This window comes from Enterobacter cloacae complex sp. FDA-CDC-AR_0132 (genome assembly GCF_003010695.1).
In the GTDB taxonomy this organism is placed as follows: domain Bacteria; phylum Pseudomonadota; class Gammaproteobacteria; order Enterobacterales; family Enterobacteriaceae; genus Enterobacter; species Enterobacter ludwigii.
This window is the reverse complement of sequence record NZ_CP027618.1, coordinates 816,937-832,818: the sequence shown is the minus strand read 5'-3', so window position 1 is coordinate 832,818 and position 15,882 is coordinate 816,937. Positions and strand designations below refer to the sequence as shown.

20 protein-coding genes are annotated in these 15,882 nt (G+C 54.5%); 7 read left to right on the top strand and 13 right to left on the bottom strand.

What is annotated here, in order from left to right; translation table 11 throughout:
* From yggU to AM379_RS03970, 3 genes are read right to left on the bottom strand one after another with little or no spacing between them, the layout of a single operon-like run.
* The gene (gene yggU, locus AM379_RS03980; protein ID WP_014885193.1) at window positions 1–297 is read right to left on the bottom strand and encodes a DUF167 family protein YggU; all 297 of its coding nucleotides are present in this window, start codon (window positions 295–297) and stop codon (window positions 1–3) included.
* A complete protein-coding gene (locus tag AM379_RS03975) occupies window positions 294–860 on the bottom strand; it encodes a YggT family protein (RefSeq protein WP_014171570.1) in 567 nt (188 codons plus the stop codon). The genes yggU and AM379_RS03975 overlap by 4 nt, the downstream gene beginning before the upstream one ends.
* A gap of 21 nt (window positions 861–881) precedes the next feature.
* A complete protein-coding gene (locus tag AM379_RS03970; RefSeq protein WP_014171569.1) occupies window positions 882–1,583 on the bottom strand; it encodes a YggS family pyridoxal phosphate-dependent enzyme in 702 nt (233 codons plus the stop codon).
* Window positions 1,584–1,600: 17 nt separating this feature from the next.
* On the opposite strand from AM379_RS03970, the gene AM379_RS03965 reads away from it, so the two are divergent.
* Window positions 1,601–2,626 (top strand): type IV pilus twitching motility protein PilT, encoded by a 1,026-nt coding sequence (locus tag AM379_RS03965; protein WP_044865461.1) that lies wholly within the window; start codon window positions 1,601–1,603, stop codon window positions 2,624–2,626.
* Here the strand turns inward: AM379_RS03965 and ruvX are convergent.
* The 9 genes from ruvX to AM379_RS24075 form a co-directional block, all read right to left on the bottom strand.
* Entirely contained in the window at window positions 2,592–3,008 is a 417-nt protein-coding gene (gene ruvX / locus AM379_RS03960) for a Holliday junction resolvase RuvX (protein ID WP_014171567.1), read from the bottom strand. The genes AM379_RS03965 and ruvX overlap by 35 nt on opposite strands.
* On the bottom strand, window positions 3,008–3,568 hold the full coding sequence (locus AM379_RS03955) for a YqgE/AlgH family protein (protein WP_020883695.1): 561 nt from the start codon (window positions 3,566–3,568) through the stop codon (window positions 3,008–3,010). The genes ruvX and AM379_RS03955 overlap by 1 nt, the downstream gene beginning before the upstream one ends.
* 86 nt (window positions 3,569–3,654) lie before the next feature.
* Window positions 3,655–4,602: a glutathione synthase gene (gene gshB, locus AM379_RS03950; protein ID WP_020883696.1), complete on the bottom strand. Its 948-nt coding sequence runs from the start codon at window positions 4,600–4,602 to the stop codon at window positions 3,655–3,657.
* 39 nt (window positions 4,603–4,641) lie between these two features.
* Window positions 4,642–5,373 carry a 16S rRNA (uracil(1498)-N(3))-methyltransferase gene (rsmE, locus tag AM379_RS03945; RefSeq protein WP_020883697.1) on the bottom strand — a complete coding sequence of 244 codons (732 nt, stop codon included), beginning with the start codon at window positions 5,371–5,373 and terminating at the stop codon, window positions 4,642–4,644.
* A gap of 52 nt (window positions 5,374–5,425) precedes the next feature.
* On the bottom strand, window positions 5,426–6,133 hold the full coding sequence (gene endA / locus AM379_RS03940; protein WP_106503478.1) for a deoxyribonuclease I: 708 nt from the start codon (window positions 6,131–6,133) through the stop codon (window positions 5,426–5,428).
* A gap of 94 nt (window positions 6,134–6,227) precedes the next feature.
* Entirely contained in the window at window positions 6,228–6,725 is a 498-nt protein-coding gene (locus AM379_RS03935; RefSeq protein WP_032670169.1) for a SprT family zinc-dependent metalloprotease, read from the bottom strand.
* Window positions 6,726–6,783: 58 nt separating this feature from the next.
* On the bottom strand, window positions 6,784–8,181 hold the full coding sequence (gene galP / locus AM379_RS03930; protein WP_014171560.1) for a galactose/proton symporter: 1,398 nt from the start codon (window positions 8,179–8,181) through the stop codon (window positions 6,784–6,786).
* Between the two features lie 367 nt (window positions 8,182–8,548).
* Window positions 8,549–9,703 (bottom strand): methionine adenosyltransferase, encoded by a 1,155-nt coding sequence (gene metK, locus AM379_RS03925; RefSeq protein WP_014171559.1) that lies wholly within the window; start codon window positions 9,701–9,703, stop codon window positions 8,549–8,551.
* Between the two features lie 147 nt (window positions 9,704–9,850).
* Entirely contained in the window at window positions 9,851–10,033 is a 183-nt protein-coding gene (locus AM379_RS24075; protein ID WP_025203262.1) for a hypothetical protein, read from the bottom strand.
* A 94-nt stretch (window positions 10,034–10,127) separates the two neighbouring features.
* Here AM379_RS24075 and AM379_RS24595 point away from each other — a divergent pair, with 94 nt between their 5' ends.
* The 4 genes from AM379_RS24595 to speB all read left to right on the top strand — a co-directional run bounded on the left by AM379_RS24595 (window position 10,128) and on the right by speB (window position 13,612).
* Window positions 10,128–10,271, top strand: a complete 144-nt coding sequence (locus tag AM379_RS24595; protein ID WP_419763464.1) for a hypothetical protein — start codon at window positions 10,128–10,130, stop codon at window positions 10,269–10,271.
* 94 nt (window positions 10,272–10,365) lie between these two features.
* Window positions 10,366–10,497, top strand: a complete 132-nt coding sequence (yqgB, locus tag AM379_RS03915; RefSeq protein ID WP_071605459.1) for an acid stress response protein YqgB — start codon at window positions 10,366–10,368, stop codon at window positions 10,495–10,497.
* An 8-nt stretch (window positions 10,498–10,505) separates the two neighbouring features.
* On the top strand, window positions 10,506–12,482 hold the full coding sequence (gene speA / locus AM379_RS03910) for a biosynthetic arginine decarboxylase (protein WP_020883700.1): 1,977 nt from the start codon (window positions 10,506–10,508) through the stop codon (window positions 12,480–12,482).
* A 209-nt stretch (window positions 12,483–12,691) separates the two neighbouring features.
* The gene (gene speB / locus AM379_RS03905) at window positions 12,692–13,612 is read left to right on the top strand and encodes an agmatinase (protein ID WP_014071686.1); all 921 of its coding nucleotides are present in this window, start codon (window positions 12,692–12,694) and stop codon (window positions 13,610–13,612) included.
* 3 nt (window positions 13,613–13,615) lie between these two features.
* Here the strand turns inward: speB and AM379_RS03900 are convergent, their stop codons facing one another.
* A complete protein-coding gene (locus tag AM379_RS03900; protein WP_047743614.1) occupies window positions 13,616–14,827 on the bottom strand; it encodes an MFS transporter in 1,212 nt (403 codons plus the stop codon).
* A gap of 417 nt (window positions 14,828–15,244) precedes the next feature.
* On the opposite strand from AM379_RS03900, the gene AM379_RS03895 reads away from it, so the two are divergent.
* Complete coding sequence (locus AM379_RS03895; protein ID WP_106503477.1) at window positions 15,245–15,568, top strand: Rieske (2Fe-2S) protein; 324 nt, start codon at window positions 15,245–15,247, stop codon at window positions 15,566–15,568.
* Window positions 15,565–15,873 carry a recombinase-like helix-turn-helix domain-containing protein gene (locus AM379_RS03890; RefSeq protein ID WP_014171555.1) on the top strand — a complete coding sequence of 103 codons (309 nt, stop codon included), beginning with the start codon at window positions 15,565–15,567 and terminating at the stop codon, window positions 15,871–15,873. Before AM379_RS03895 ends, AM379_RS03890 begins: the two co-directional genes overlap by 4 nt.
* Window positions 15,874–15,882: the final 9 nt, after the last annotated feature.

Below are 15,882 nucleotides of genomic sequence, written 5' to 3'. Positions count from 1 at the left end.
TTAATCCTGCTCTGTCAGCGCCGCGACTTCCGTCGGGATAGATTGCGGGTTAAGAATTTTTACCTGTTTATGCCGCCCAAGTTCACCTTTCTCGATGATCACCTGGCTTTTGGCGACACGAAACTGTTTTGCCAGATATTTGGTCAGATGCGCATTCGCCTGGCCATCAACCGGTGGGGCAGTGATGGCGACTTTTAGCTCGTCGCCATGCAGTCCAACAATACTGTCACGGCTGGCTTTCGGCTGAATATACAGCCGTAAAACCAGCCCGTCAGCGCAGGTGCTCACTGCACTCATAGCGCCATCCACAGCCCCGGCAGCAGCATATCGCCCGTGGACTGTAACAGCTCAGCGATCCCCATATTCACGACGTACAGCAGCAGAACCAGGATCATCGGAGAGAAATCGATGCCGCCCATAGACGGAAGCAGGTTACGGATTGGACGCAGCAGCGGCTCAGCCAGCTGAATTAACGCGTACTCCACCGGACTACGGCCCTGGCTTACCCAGCTCATGATCGCCATGACCAGCAGCACCCAGAAGATCAGCAGACCGACGGTTTTTATCAGAATCAGTACGGCGGCAATCCAGATTATCGGCTGGAAGGTGATAACCATAAACAGCACAATCGCTTTGATAACGCTCAGAATAAACGCGACCAGCAGAGAAGCACTGTCAATGGGGCCCATCGCCGGAATGACGCGACGCAGCGGTCCTACGATAGGTTGCGTGATTTTCACGACAAACTGCGAGAACGGATTGTAAAAATCACAGCGGGCCCACTGCATCCAGACGCGCAGTAACAGCGCCATCGTATACAGCTCAATGACCGTTGAAAGCAGGAAAGTCAACGTCTTCATGGCGTTCCTCAGGTTTCCTTATTATTGGGTGTAATCGCGCGCACCGAAAATTGCCGTGCCGATGCGCACCATAGTGCTGCCTGCCGCGATGGCGGCTTCCATATCATCCGACATGCCCAGAGAAAGCGTGTCTACCGTTTCATAGCGCGCTTTAAGCGCCTCAAATGCTACAGCCATTTGCTGTGCCACGGCAAACTGCCTTTCATAACTTGACTCCGGTGCCGGGATGGCCATTAACCCGCGCAGAGTTAAGCGCGGCAGTGCCGCGACATCTGCTGCCAGCGCATCCAGTTCTTCCAGTGCAATACCGGACTTGCTGTTTTCGTCACTGATGTTGACCTGAATCAGCACATTTAGCGGCGGTAACGCTTCAGGGCGCTGGTCGTTCAGGCGCGAAGCAATACGCAAACGGTCAATGGTATGGCACCAGTCGAAATGTTCAGCGACCAGACGGCTTTTGTTCGACTGCAAGGGGCCAATAAAGTGCCATTGCAGATCCGTCTTCCCCTGTTCCTGGAAGAAGCGAATTTTATCCACGCCCTCCTGCACGTAGTTTTCACCAAACGCATGCTGACCCGCCTCAATCGCATCTGCGATGGCGCTCGCAGGCTTGGTTTTACTCACTGCAAGTAACGTAATTTCTTCTGAAGCACGGCCGCAACGTGTTGCTGCAGCTGAGATTTTGTCCCGGACCTGTGCCAGGTTGTGCGCAATGTCGTTCATTTTCCGAGGAGTATTGTATGGATGTGGAAGAAATTGTGGCCCTTAGTGTAAAGCATAATGTCTCCGATCTACACCTGTGCAGTGATTCGCCACCGCGCTGGCGCAGATCAGGTCGTCTTGAACCCGCGCCGTTTCCGCCGCCCGAAGTCGATACGCTATTAAAAGCGTGGCTCAACGATGAACAGCAGGGAACGTGGTGGGCGAACGGGCAGGTGGATTTTGCCGTTACCCTGGCGGGCAATCAGCGCCTGCGCGGAAGCGCGTTTAAACAGACAAGCGGCGTCTCAATGACGCTGCGGCTGTTGCCCGGGGTCTGCCCGCAACTCTCCGTGTTGGGGGTGCCCCGGGTTGTTCCTGAGCTGTTATCCAGTGACAACGGGCTAATTCTGGTCACCGGGGCAACCGGCAGCGGTAAGTCCACTACGCTGGCAGCGATGGTGGATTTTCTTAATCACCATACTGACGGGCATATTCTGACGCTCGAAGACCCGGTGGAGTTTCTGTACCAGAGCGAACGGTGCCTGATCCAGCAGCGCGAGATTGGCCAACACAGCCCGTCATTTGCCGACGCGCTGCGCGGGGCGTTACGCCAGGATCCTGATGTCATACTGCTGGGTGAGCTGCGCGACAGTGAAACAATCCGCCTCGCGCTGACGGCGGCAGAAACCGGACATCTGGTGCTCGCGACACTGCATACCCGCGGGGCAGCGCAGGCGATTGAGCGGCTGGTCGATACGTTTCCGGCGCAGGAGAAAGATCCGGTGCGCAATCAGCTGGCCGGCAGCCTGCGGGCGGTGCTGGCGCAAAAGCTCCTCCCCGATGCGCAGGGCGGGCGCGTGGCGCTTTATGAGCTGCTGGTGAATACTCCGGCGGCGGCGAATCTCATTCGCGAAGGAAAAACGTGGCAATTGCCCGGTATTATTCAAACCGGCCAGCAGGCGGGGATGCAGAACTTTGACCAGAGCCTGGCTGAAAGACGGGCGCAGGGGCAACTCCAGGCCCCGGCGCTCAATAACCCTGTTCGAAATAGCTTTCGAGAATGATGACAGCAGACGCGGAGTCAACGCTGCCTTTGTTGAGAGCCCTGAAGCCGCCGTGTTCAAAAAGACCTGCACGTGCTTCAACGGTGCTCAGACGCTCGTCGTGGAGCTTCACGGAGACGCCAAAGCGGCCATGGATTTTATTGGCGAACTTACGCGCTCGGGCGGTAAGCGGTTGTTCAGTGCCATCCATGTTCAGCGGTAACCCAACGATGACGTCATCCGGCTGCCACTCTTTTAGCAGGCGCTCGATGAGGTTCCAGTCCGGTGTGCCGTCACTGGCCTTCAGGGCCGTGAGTGGACGTGCGGTACCCGTGATTCGCTGACCCACGGCGACGCCTATGCTTTTGGTGCCAAAATCGAAGGCCAGAAGTGTTCCGCTCATCAGGCATGCCCCGCTACGCCAGGCATAGTCAGGATATCAATGCCGATCAGTTTTGCGGCGTCACGCCAGCGATCGGCAATAGGGGTTTTAAACAGAATGTTCATGTCCGCAGGCGCGGTCAGCCAGGCGTTATCGAGGATCTCTTGCTCAAGCTGGCCTTTCTCCCAGGAGGAGTAGCCCAGCGCCACCAGCACTTCCGACGGCTGCTCAGCGGTACCCAGCGTTTCGAGTACGTCGCGAGAGGTCGTAATGACGGTGTTGTCAGAGATGCGAATACTGGAAGAGAAGACCGGCGGCGTATGCAGGATAAAACCGCGATCCTCTGCGAGTGGCCCGCCCAGCATCACCGGTTTATCAAGCCTGATTTCCGGCAGACGCTCTTCAGCCGAAATTTTCAGCTTGTCCAGAATCCCTTCAACCTGCAGGTTTTCCAGCGGTTTGTTGATGATAATGCCCATCGCGCCGTCTTCATTGTATTCACAAATATAAACCACGGCGCGGCGAAAAATCGGATCCTGGAGAGCAGGCATGGCAATAAGAAAGTGATGCTGTAAATTCATTGTCAGAGGTACTGTTTCCTGGTTTAAAAAGCGACAGCCCCAGTATGCGGACAAACCGGGGTGCTGTCACTAATAGTATTGAAAGGTTATTTCTGTAAACGTTTCTCGATGGCGTCCATCAGCATTCCGGTGATCGAAATCGGGAATTCCGCTTCGATTTCACGAATACAGGTTGGGCTGGTCACGTTCACTTCGGTCAGACGATCGCCGATGATATCCAGGCCGACAAAAATCAGGCCCTTGGCTTTCAGTGTCGGGCCAACGCGGCGGGCAATTTCCCAGTCGCTTTCACTTAACGGGCGCGGCTCACCGCGGCCACCGGCCGCCAGGTTACCGCGGGTTTCGCCGCCCTGCGGGATACGCGCGAGGCAATACGGCACCGGTTCACCATCCACCACCAGAACGCGTTTATCGCCATCTTTAATGGCCGGGAGGTAGTTTTGTGCCATGCAGTAACGCGTGCCCAGCTCGGTCAGCGTTTCGGCAATCACCCCAATATTCGGGTCGCTCTCCTTCACGCGGAAAATAGATGCGCCACCCATGCCGTCCAGCGGTTTCATGATGATGTCGCCGTGTTTCTGCCAGAACGCTTTCAGCTGTGCCTTGTTGCGGGTCACCAGCGTTTCAGGCGTCAGGTCAGAGAACCATGCAGTGTAGAGCTTCTCGTTACAGTCGCGCAGGCTCTGCGGTTTGTTGACGATCAGCGTTCCTTTCTCTTCCGCGCGCTCAAGGATATAGGTGCAGTAGATGTATTCGGTGTCGAACGGAGGATCTTTACGCATCAGAATGACATTGAGGTCGGCAAGGGCAATATCCTGCTCGGTGCCGAATTCATACCATTTGTCGTAATTCTGCTCGACGTTAACGATGCGGGTGCGTGCGCGGGCTTCACCGTTGATCAGGTAAAGATCGTTCATCTCCATGTAGTGGAGTTCATAGCCGCGACGCTGCGCTTCCAGCAGCATCGCGAAGCTGGAATCTTTCTTGATGTTAATGTTTGCGATGGGATCCATCACGATGCCGAGCTTGATCATTTTCATCTCCGTTAAAAGCCTGAGGGCTCAGGCTTAGCGTTAACCCAGATCGCCAAAACGCACCTGTAGCGCGGTAATGGCTGTGAGTGCCGTTGTCTCAGTACGCAGAACGCGAGGTCCCAACAGAATATCAGTAAACTGGTAACGCGCCGTCATGGCAATTTCGTCAGCGGACAAGCCGCCTTCCGGACCAATCAGCAGGCGAACACGTTCAACGGGTAGCGGCAGCGTATTGATGCTGGCGCTGGCGCGTGGATGGAGATTGAGCTTCAGCCCGCTTTCCTCTTCAGCACACCAGTCCTCCAGATCCATCGCCGGGCGGATCTCCGGAATACGGTTGCGGCCACTCTGTTCACAGGCAGCAATGGCAATTTTCTGCCACTGCTGGATCTTTTTATTCAGACGTTCCGCATCCAGTTTAACGCCACAGCGCTCAGAAAAAAGTGGCGTAATGAGGCTTACACCCAGTTCAATGGATTTCTGGATGGTGAATTCCATCTTTTCTCCGCGCGACATCACCTGTCCCAGGTGTATGTGCAGCGGAGATTCACGGTCATCCACTTCGCCGCGCAATATCGTTACATGCACGCTTTTTTTATCAGCACGCGTAATTTCCGCGTCGAAAACCTGATTAGAACCATCAAACAGCTGAATAGCTTGTCCTGCTCCCATGCGCAGTACGCGACCAACATGGTTGGCGGCATCGTCAGAGAGGGCAATTTCGCGGCCGACGGTAATCAGCTCAGGGTGGTAGATGCGAGGAATGCGCATAGTCAGAAATTCCATATGTCATGCGGTGTAAGCGAATTGCCGCTAGTGTAGGTTAGCTCTTTTGCGCCTGGCAAGCCCGCTGGACGTAAGGGTTGTGATTACCCTGAACTTTCGCGATGCGCGCGTCACGCTGGCATTCCCATTCCGTCACCGGATATTGCTTGTCCCACGCGTTGAACAGCTGCGTCTGCTGGCGGGAAAGGTTGAGGTCGTAACGGTCACGCATATAGAAATAGGTGCGGGCGATACTGCCGCGCGCGCGGGCCGGGGGCTCAGCGACTTTCTCTTTAAAATCAACCTTCATGCCGCACTGGCCGTACTGACCCTCTCCGCCGTTCCACTGGCTGTACATAAAGTTGCCGCGATCGCCATTCACCTCGCCAACCGCGGGTTGCAGGTTGTGCATATCGCTTTCCATCTGGCGATAGACCGGATCTTTGGCGCAATTTTTACGACCGCCATCCTGCCAGCACTGACGCTGGTGGCCAAACTGCCATGCCGGCACCACGTGTTCCCACTCGATGCGGCTGGCGCGGTTTTCATTCTTACGCACTTTATAGCCGCAGGATTCGAGATCAACGATCCCTTTTTTACCCTGCCAGTTAATCTTACAGCCGCAATAAAAATCACCGGGAACATCCGCGTTGACCTTTACGCCTGCCGCTTTTGCCTGGGAGAAACTGTTAATACCGTCGGCCAGAACCTGGCCGGAGAGTGCTGTCGCCAGAAAAGCGACCGCGAGAGAAAAATTACGGGACATCTTACACTCCGTGTCAAAACGAGCCCGCAACGTAACGAATGTTGTTCCTGTATGCAATCAGTCAGATCAGGAAAGTTCCTGAAAGTTCAGTTGGTTATTCCGCGACCAGCGGTTCACCACATTTGACGCAACGGTAGGTGGCCTCGCCGCGCACCACGCGATTATGACGGCGAACGGTAAGCTGATGCTGCTGACACTGGCAGCGGTAGGGGAAGGTATTGCGGCGTACCGACTCAAGTTCAAACTGATGGGTTCTGCGTGCCGGAACGCCCAGCACGGCTTCCATCATCCACTTCCACTCTTTGCCGTGGGGTGCCACGCGGCCAAAGTGTTTCCATACCAGCAGGTGCGCCAGCTCGTGCGGCACCACTTCCTCAATAAACGCCTGCTGATTTTCCAGCATCAGCACCGGGTTCAGACGGATCTCATAGGATTCGAGCCACGCCGTACCCGCCGCCGTGCCACGCTGTTGGTAGACGAGTTTCGGCTCAGGGTAATTCCGGCCGAGTTTCAGGTTGGCCTGGGCGAGTTTTTCCCGCAGGCTGCGCATAACGGCTTGCTGAAGGGCGATGGGGAGACGGGGTGCTTTCATAGGGGCAGAGCATAAAGCGCGAAGCGGGGAGGTGCAAGAGGCACCTCCCGCCAGAGAATTAGTCGTGTGCGCCAATCTCGCGCAGTGGACGACCTTTCATCAGGTTACGTTCAATATGTTCCAGTGACACGTGTTTGGTTTCAGGAACCAGCCACAGCGTCAGAACAATAAAGAAGATGTTCAGGCCGGAGTAGACCCAGAAGGTGTTCGCGTTGCCCAGCGTATTGAGCATGGTCAGGAACGTCGCACCGACAATCATGTTGGCAATCCAGTTGGTCGCGGTGGAGCAGGTGATACCGAAATCACGCCCTTTCAGCGGCTGGATTTCAGAGCACAGCACCCAAATCAGCGGACCGGCGCTCATCGCAAACCCGACGATAAACATCAGCAGCATGCCCACCGCGAAATACTGGGCGGTTGGAGAGTGAATCCCCACGTGCATCATCGTGCCGAGAACCCCCATACCGGCGGCCATCACCAGGAAGCCCAGCGTCAGGGTTGGCTTACGGCCCCAGCGGTCCACCAGACCGATAGCGATAAAGGTCGCCAGAACGTTGGTCAGCCCAACGATGACGGTCCCCCACATCTGCTCGGTGGTATTGGTATACCCCGCCAGTTCAAAGATTTTTGGTGCGTAGTACATGATGACGTTCATCCCGGTGAACTGCTGCATCACCTGCAGGAGCACGCCCAGGAATACCGCACGACGGAAGTTGCTGTTCTCTTTAAACAGCGCCCAGCCTGACTGTTTTACCTTCAGGCTCTCGCGGATCTCTTCCAGTTCGTTTTTCGCTTCCGCGCTGGTATCGCGCAGTCGCAGCAGCACGCGCTCGGCATCGACGAAACGACGCTTCGCTGCAAACCAGCGTGGGCTGTCCGGCAGGAAGAAAACGCCAATCAGCAGCAGAATGGCAGGGATAATGATCACGCCAAGCATCCAGCGCCATGCGCCGCTGTAGCTGAACGCGGTATCGGAAAGGTAAGCTCCGAGGATGCCGATGGTGATCATCAGCTGGTACATCGAAATCATACTGCCACGGATTTTCTCGGGTGCGATTTCAGAGAGATAGAGTGGGGCGGTATACGACGCCACACCCACGGCCAGACCAAGCAGCACACGGGAAAGCAGCAATACCTCAACGTTTGGAGCCGCTGCTGAGAAGAGCGAACCTGCAACAAACAGAATTGCACCGATCATCAGGCTCTTTTTGCGGCCCAGCCTGAAAGAGAGCCAGCCGCTGCCCACGGCACCCACGGCCGCACCAAACATCATGGAACTTACTACCCACTCCTGGGTGTGAGCGCTTATCTGGAACTCTTCAGTGATAAAGGGTAGCGCACCGGCAATCACGCCAATGTCCAGGCCAAAAAGTAATCCTGCCAGGGCGGCGAGGAAGCAGACGAAAAATGTCATCGCCTTATTGGACGTACGCCCCTGTTTTTTATTGTCAGGCATTATGCCCTCCAGTTGGGTTATCAGTTTTATCGATGTTAAGGGTAAGTGAGCAACCCGTATAAATATGTGAGATAAATCACATTGGTGTAATCGGTTACACTAGTGTGCAACCGTAAATAAAATTAAAGCTTTGAAAATATAGAGGTAAATTAGTTGATGCGCATCGCGTTTGAATGAATTTCAGACTTAACTGAAAGGAAATGTAACAGCATAAGACATGCGATCATGCAAAGAGATTATTCTGAAAGCGAGGTATATCGGGTGGGGTGTAATCGGTTTCACGCAAAGCGCAATGTCAGGCTCTCTGGCTGACAAAAGCAAAAGGCCAGCACGGGGCTGGCCTTTTTTAACATTCGCTGTCAGTTGATTATTTCAGACCGGCAGCTTCACGCAGCAGAGCGGCTTTGTCGGTTTTTTCCCATGGGAAATGTTCACGACCAAAGTGACCGTATGCAGCGGTTTCTTTGTAGATTGGGTGCAGCAGATCCAGCATCTGAATCAGACCGTATGGGCGCAGGTCGAAGAACTCGCGCACCAGCAGCGTCAGTTGCTCGGATGGCACTTTCTCGGTACCAAAGGTTTCAACCATGATGGAGGTCGGTTCAGCCACGCCGATAGCGTAGGAAACCTGAATCTCACAGCGGTCAGCCAGGCCAGCAGCAACGATGTTTTTCGCAACATAACGCGCAGCGTACGCAGCAGAACGGTCAACTTTAGACGGGTCTTTACCGGAGAAGGCACCGCCACCGTGACGCGCCATGCCGCCGTAGGTATCAACGATGATTTTACGGCCGGTCAGACCGCAGTCACCCATTGGGCCGCCGATTACAAAGCGTCCGGTTGGGTTGATGAAGTATTTGGTTGCGGAGCTCAGCCATTCAGTTGGCAGAACCGGCTTGATGATCTCTTCCATCACTGCTTCCTGCAGGGATTTCTGGTCGATCTCTTCGGAATGCTGAGTAGACAGAACGACCGCGTCAATACCGACGATTTTGCCGTCGTCGTACTGGAAGGTCACCTGGCTTTTCGCATCAGGACGCAGCCATGGCAGGGTGCCATTCTTGCGCACTTCAGCCTGACGCTGCACCAGACGGTGTGCGTAGGTCACTGGCGCTGGCATCAGCACGTCAGTTTCGTTGGTTGCATAACCAAACATCAGGCCCTGGTCGCCCGCGCCCTGTTCCAGCGGATCGGCACGGTCAACGCCCTGGTTGATGTCCGGAGACTGTTTGCCAATTGCGCTCAGTACCGCGCAAGAGTTGGCATCAAAGCCCATATCAGAATGGACATAACCGATCTCACGAACCGTGTTACGGGTGATCTCTTCGATATCCACCCATGCGCTGGTGGTGATCTCACCGCCAACCAGAACCATGCCGGTTTTGACGTAGGTTTCACACGCGACGCGCGCTTTTGGATCCTGCGTCAGGATCGCATCAAGCACCGCATCGGAGATTTGGTCAGCAATTTTATCTGGATGTCCTTCTGATACGGACTCGGACGTAAACAGGTGTTTTGCCATGTTTTATTTCACCTAAAAGGAATTTGTTTAGCTCAAGCTGCTGTGTGGAATAGCCAAAGGAGATAATTCTACCAAGGCCTGCAGGTTAATGACACTGGCAGTCTGAGTGTTAATCAGTATGGATGGATTAACATCTGGATGGCTATTTTAGGTCAGTTCTTCGCCCGATTTCCAGTTTTTTTTGACTAACCTCTCACTGAGTTGAATTCGCTGCTGGAAATTTTTCCTGACGGCGCTGGCAACCCGCGCATTTATCTTTTGCAATTTACCCCTGTTCTCGGTATAAAACGCGGCGCGCGGCTCATACCAATAAGCGCTCGATGAACTCATCGTGTCGCCACTTCCAGCCGGGTTAAGCAGTGAACTTTTAGCTTTGGCTTGTGGTCCGTTTCAGCAGGAGCGGCCGTGGAGGTGATACGAGATAATGAACCAGTGTTTTCCGCTAATTCAGCGCAGCCGTTCTGGCGCGTATTTGATTCCCGCAACCCGCATTTCTAATCTGCAAACCTGCCGATGTTATACCCATCTCGGGGCTTCTCAGGATTCCAGGGCCGGTCACGCTTTGTGAAAACTGAACAAGGGCGCTCTTGTTAAGACAAGAGTTTTCTCGTGGTTTCGCCGAACGTTGTCATAATTAAGTTTGGACACGTGTTTACAATGATATGAATATGAAACCGGTCGCACGGTCTGGTTTTCAGCATAGTCTGCTGGGAAATGGATCCGTTTATGGGTTGTTATCGCCGTATAACGCTGCGATAGTAGTCAACTGTTTTACACTTAATACAAAGAGTTGAGGTTCGCTATGTCTGACGACATGTCTTCGCTTTCGCCTTCGTCAGCGGGCGAACAGGGTGTACTACGTTCCATGCAGGAGGTTGCGATGAGCTCCCAGGAAGCCAGCAAGATGCTGCGCACTTACAATATTGCCTGGTGGGGCAATAACTACTACGACGTCAACGAACTGGGCCATATCAGCGTTTGCCCGGATCCTGACGTTCCTGAAGCGCGCGTGGATCTCGCCAAACTGGTGAAAGCACGCGAGGCGCAGGGCCAGCGTTTGCCTGCACTGTTCTGCTTCCCGCAGATCCTGCAACATCGTCTGCGTTCCATTAATGCCGCGTTTAAACGCGCGCGTGAATCTTACGGCTATAAAGGCGATTACTTCCTGGTTTACCCTATCAAGGTGAACCAGCACCGCCGCGTGATTGAATCATTGATCCACTCCGGTGAACCGCTGGGCCTGGAAGCGGGTTCCAAAGCGGAGCTGATGGCCGTGCTGGCACATGCTGGCATGACCCGTTCGGTGATCGTCTGCAACGGTTATAAAGACCGTGAATACATTCGTCTGGCGCTGATTGGCGAAAAGATGGGCCACAAGGTCTATCTGGTTATCGAGAAGATGACAGAGATCGCTATCGTGCTGGAAGAGGCGGAGCGTCTGAACGTTATCCCGCGTCTGGGCGTGCGTGCGCGTCTGGCGTCGCAGGGCTCCGGTAAATGGCAGTCCTCAGGCGGCGAAAAATCCAAATTTGGTCTCGCGGCGACCCAGGTTCTGCAGCTGGTTGAGATTCTGCGTGAGCGTGGTCGTCTGGACAGCATTCAGCTGTTGCACTTCCACCTCGGCTCGCAGATGGCCAACATTCGCGACATCGCCACCGGCGTACGCGAATCAGCACGTTTTTACGTTGAGCTGCACAAGCTTGGCGTAAACATTCAGTGCTTCGACGTGGGCGGTGGTCTGGGCGTGGATTATGAAGGTACCCGCTCGCAGTCCGACTGCTCCGTGAACTACGGCCTGAACGAATATGCCAATAACATCATCTGGGCGATTGGCGATGCCTGTGAAGAGCACGGCCTGCCGCACCCAACGGTGATCACCGAGTCTGGTCGCGCGGTTACTGCCCACCACACCGTGCTGGTATCGAACATTATCGGCGTTGAACGCAGTGAAATTTCCGAGGTAACCCCACCGGCTGAGGACGCGCCTCGTGCGCTGCAAAGCATGTGGGAAACCTGGCAGGAGATGCACGAGCCGGGTACCCGCCGTTCGCTGCGCGAGTGGCTGCACGACAGCCAGATGGATCTGCATGATATTCATGTGGGGTATTCATCGGGCACGTTCAGCCTGCAGGAACGCGCATGGGCAGAACAGCTTTATCTGAACATGTGCCACGACGTACAGCAGCAGCTGGACCCGAGCAACCGTGCTCACCGTCCGATTATTGACGAACTGCAGGAGCGCATGGCGGACAAAATGTACGTCAACTTCTCGCTGTTCCAGTCGATGCCGGATGCCTGGGGTATCGATCAGCTGTTCCCGGTTCTGCCGCTGGAAGGGCTGAACCACGCCCCGGAACGTCGTGCGGTGCTGCTGGACATCACCTGCGACTCCGACGGTGCTATCGATCACTACGTCGACGGCGACGGTATCGCGACCACGATGCCTATGCCAGAGTACGATCCTGAGAACCCGCCGATGCTGGGCTTCTTCATGGTCGGTGCTTATCAGGAGATCCTCGGCAACATGCATAACCTGTTCGGTGATACCGAAGCGGTTGACGTGTTTGTCTTCCCTGACGGCAGCGTGGAAGTTGAGCTGTCCGACGAAGGGGACACCGTGGCGGATATGCTCGAATACGTTCAGCTGGATCCGAAAAAGCTGCTGACCCAGTTCCGTGACCAGGTGAAGAATACCGGTCTGGACGACGCGCTGCAGCAGCAGTTCCTGGAAGAGTTTGAAGCGGGTCTTTACGGATACACCTATCTGGAAGACGAGTAAGTAAACCTGCCTCTCTCTGTTGGAGAGGGGCGGCGTGAGGGCAAGGGGCAATACCCTCGCCTATACTCACTTGAACCCGTATGAATTAGCGGCGATAATTCGCCCCAATAAGCGATTTACGAATCAATCCCTTCCTCGTCGGGTTTAACGACGCGGAGGGGATTTTTTTTCATCTGTTTTTAATGTATCGACTTTAAAGAGGTCAGGACATGAGCACTTTAGGCCATCAGTACGATAACTCTCTGGTATCTAACGCGTTTGGTTTTTTACGTCTCCCGATGAACTTCCAGCCGTACGACAGTGACGCTGACTGGGTGATCACCGGCGTGCCGTTTGATATGGCCACGTCAGGCCGTGCTGGTGGCCGTCATGGTCCGGCAGCTATTCGTCAGGTCTCCACTAACCTGGCCTGGGAGCACAACCGCTTCCCGTGGAACTTCGACATGCGCGAGCGCCTGAACGTGGTTGACTGCGGTGACCTGGTGTACGCCTTTGGCGACGCGCGCGAGATGAGTGAAAAACTGCAGGCCCATGCCGAAAAACTGCTGGCTGCCGGTAAACGCATGCTCTCCTTCGGGGGTGACCACTTCGTCACGCTGCCGCTGCTGCGTGCTCACGCGAAGCACTTCGGTAAGATGGCGCTGGTGCATTTTGATGCCCATACCGACACCTACGCGAACGGCTGTGAATTCGACCATGGCACCATGTTCTTCACCGCGCCAAACGAAGGTCTGATCGATCCAAACCACTCTGTGCAGATTGGTATTCGTACCGAGTTTGATAAAGATAATGGCTTCACCGTGCTGGATGCCGGCCAGGTGAACGATCGCGGCGTGGATGACATCATCGCTCAGGTAAAACAGATTGTCGGCGATATGCCGGTTTACCTGACCTTCGATATCGACTGCCTGGATCCGGCGTTTGCCCCGGGCACCGGCACGCCGGTGATCGGCGGCCTGACCTCTGACCGCGCCATCAAACTGGTGCGCGGCCTGAAGGATCTGAACATCGTGGGTATGGACGTGGTGGAAGTGGCTCCGGCTTACGACCAGTCAGAGATCACTGCTCTGGCAGCGGCCACCCTCGCGCTGGAAATGCTCTACATCCAGGCCGCGAAAAAAGGCGAATAAGCCTTACGCCCGGATTGCTGCTGCGCGACGCATGCGCAGCAGCAACATGCCTCCTGCAAGCAGGGTGATAACCTGCGAGACGACCAGCACCGAAAACCCTGAGCTGACTGAACCCACCGATTTCATCACCATCCCCATCAGCAGCGGAATAAACGCCGCGCAAATATTCCCAATCCCGTTGATGATCCCGTAGGCACTGCCAACGGCTTCCCGCGCCGCATGATGCTGGATAACCGCCGGAATGGCGGCCCCCTGAAGTCCCCAGAAAATATTGGCAGAGAGCATAAACAGCGCCAGCCAGCCGGGCTGGTGGCTCAGCATCAGCATGACGACGGAACTCGCCGTTAAGATCCCGCCCACCACAAACAGCAGCGGTGCCTGGTCCGGGCGCATTTTGTCGAGCAGCACACCGCCCAGAAACTTTGAGCCAAGACTCAGCAGGAAGGGGATAGCCGCGAGAAAGCCGGTCGCGTGCAGGGAGAAGTGGTGTTCATCGCGCAGCCAGGCCGGAAGCCAGGCGCTGCTGCCCCAGAGATAACTCAGCGTGGCGATTTCAACCAGCAGGATCCAGCCCAGAAGCGGCGTCTGCCAGGCAAGCGTAAAGGTCTGCACAAACCCGGACGTTCTGCGCTTTTCCGTATGTTGAGGGGCCGGCAGGAAACGCCAGATTAACCCTCCACCCAGCGCCAGATTGATCGCCGCGAGGGCATAAAATGAGCCCGCCCAGCCAAGGTGTGCCATCAGCCAGGTGATCAGCGGAAAGCCTACCGCCAGCCCCAGTGAAACGCCCAGCGCGGTAACGGCGTTGGGCTTACCAATTTCCCCGGCGCTAAAGTTATCGCTGATAAAGCGTGTTTTCAGTGAAAAGAGTGGGCCTTCGGCAATGCCCAAAATCAGTCGGGCGATGAGCATGCCCATCAACGACCCCAGCAGTGGCGAGATGGCGCAGACCACGGCCCATATCGCAATGCTGGTTAACAATCCCTGTCGGTAATGTAATTTGCTTTCGATAACTGGAGTCAATAGTAAAGCGGAAAAACCATAACCCAGCAAAAAGCAGGTCATGAGCATTCCTTGTAACATTCTGTTTTCATTTAGCTGAAAATGTTCGGCAAATTCAGGGTTTAAAATCATCACCGAGATATTTACGCGGTCAACGTAGGAAATAATAATGAGCACCAGAAGTGCCAACGTGCCTTGCCATCTTGCCGTCATTTAATCCGCCTTAATCGTGCTGTCTGTTTATATTTTTTATGAACGTTATTGTCACGTAACTAAAATGATTCACCTGTGAAACTCTTTGTTTTAATGGGATAAATTAAATTAAAGTTTCACAGGTGAAACACCAGAGGTATGCGCGTATATAATTTTTAAGGAATAAAAAGAAAAGAAGTCAATCTCTATTTTAAAAAATAAAAGATCATCAAAAAAATGTATTCATTCACGCCTGAATAATGAAAATTTCATATCGCTGCATTTTTTCGTGATCGCTTGCACACTTAGCTAATTAAACCTCGACTGATTAACAAATTCGTCACATTCGCGCTTGACGAAACATTCATCGCTTTTATATTGACCGTATTAAATAAGAAACAGAGTTTCATATATGAAACAAAAGCCTGGAGGATCGTGATGAGCTGGATAGGCGTATGTGACGCAGAACAAGTACAGGAAGATTTCCCTTTTAGCGGTAACATCGAGGGGAAAGAGATCGGCGTTTATTTGATTGATGGCGATTATTACGCGCTGGAAGACGTATGCCCGCACGCTTACGCGCTGCTGAGTCAGGGTTTCGTCGAGGACGGTAAAGTGGAATGTCCGCTGCATGAGGCGGTTTTCGATGTCAAAACCGGCCAGTGCCTGCACGGCCCCGGCGGACGTAACCTCAATCGTTACCCGGTTCGGGTATTTGAAAACCAGATCCAGATTACCTTCGTCGAGGAGACAGTGGCATGAGCGAAAGTCTGAACTTCAACCCGGCGCTGCCGGAAAGCCGTCAGTTTACCCCTCCGGCTGAGGGCGGTAACGGCGCCATCCATAAGCCCGGTGATTACCAGAACCTGATCTGGCAGACCCGCAGCCGCGTACCGGAAAACTGGGAAATCACGCTTATCTCCACGCTGGAAGACCTTTTCGAACAGGGCGCGGAAACCGTGCCGGAACTGGTCAACGGACTGAACGCGGTACGTATGCACGATCAGCAGGGCGAGCCATGGAGCGATGCCAGCTTCCAGGCTTTCTTACAGGTTAACGGCTACTGAGGGCAATGC

Bases quoted from the DNA above. Each gene is read 5' to 3' on its own strand.
- yggU (WP_014885193.1), bottom strand. From the start codon at position 297: ATGAGTGCAGTGAGCACCTGCGCTGACGGGCTGGTTTTACGGCTGTAT.
- AM379_RS03975 (WP_014171570.1), bottom strand. From the start codon at position 860: ATGAAGACGTTGACTTTCCTGCTTTCAACGGTCATTGAGCTGTATACG.
- AM379_RS03970 (WP_014171569.1), bottom strand. From the start codon at position 1,583: ATGAACGACATTGCGCACAACCTGGCACAGGTCCGGGACAAAATCTCA.
- AM379_RS03965 (WP_044865461.1), top strand. From the start codon at position 1,601: ATGGATGTGGAAGAAATTGTGGCCCTTAGTGTAAAGCATAATGTCTCC.
- ruvX (WP_014171567.1), bottom strand. From the start codon at position 3,008: ATGAGCGGAACACTTCTGGCCTTCGATTTTGGCACCAAAAGCATAGGC.
- AM379_RS03955 (WP_020883695.1), bottom strand. From the start codon at position 3,568: ATGAATTTACAGCATCACTTTCTTATTGCCATGCCTGCTCTCCAGGAT.
- gshB (WP_020883696.1), bottom strand. From the start codon at position 4,602: ATGATCAAGCTCGGCATCGTGATGGATCCCATCGCAAACATTAACATC.
- rsmE (WP_020883697.1), bottom strand. From the start codon at position 5,373: ATGCGCATTCCTCGCATCTACCACCCTGAGCTGATTACCGTCGGCCGC.
- endA (WP_106503478.1), bottom strand. From the start codon at position 6,133: ATGTCCCGTAATTTTTCTCTCGCGGTCGCTTTTCTGGCGACAGCACTC.
- AM379_RS03935 (WP_032670169.1), bottom strand. From the start codon at position 6,725: ATGAAAGCACCCCGTCTCCCCATCGCCCTTCAGCAAGCCGTTATGCGC.
- galP (WP_014171560.1), bottom strand. From the start codon at position 8,181: ATGCCTGACAATAAAAAACAGGGGCGTACGTCCAATAAGGCGATGACA.
- metK (WP_014171559.1), bottom strand. From the start codon at position 9,703: ATGGCAAAACACCTGTTTACGTCCGAGTCCGTATCAGAAGGACATCCA.
- AM379_RS24075 (WP_025203262.1), bottom strand. From the start codon at position 10,033: ATGAGTTCATCGAGCGCTTATTGGTATGAGCCGCGCGCCGCGTTTTAT.
- AM379_RS24595 (WP_419763464.1), top strand. From the start codon at position 10,128: ATGAACCAGTGTTTTCCGCTAATTCAGCGCAGCCGTTCTGGCGCGTAT.
- yqgB (WP_071605459.1), top strand. From the start codon at position 10,366: ATGAATATGAAACCGGTCGCACGGTCTGGTTTTCAGCATAGTCTGCTG.
- speA (WP_020883700.1), top strand. From the start codon at position 10,506: ATGTCTGACGACATGTCTTCGCTTTCGCCTTCGTCAGCGGGCGAACAG.
- speB (WP_014071686.1), top strand. From the start codon at position 12,692: ATGAGCACTTTAGGCCATCAGTACGATAACTCTCTGGTATCTAACGCG.
- AM379_RS03900 (WP_047743614.1), bottom strand. From the start codon at position 14,827: ATGACGGCAAGATGGCAAGGCACGTTGGCACTTCTGGTGCTCATTATT.
- AM379_RS03895 (WP_106503477.1), top strand. From the start codon at position 15,245: ATGAGCTGGATAGGCGTATGTGACGCAGAACAAGTACAGGAAGATTTC.
- AM379_RS03890 (WP_014171555.1), top strand. From the start codon at position 15,565: ATGAGCGAAAGTCTGAACTTCAACCCGGCGCTGCCGGAAAGCCGTCAG.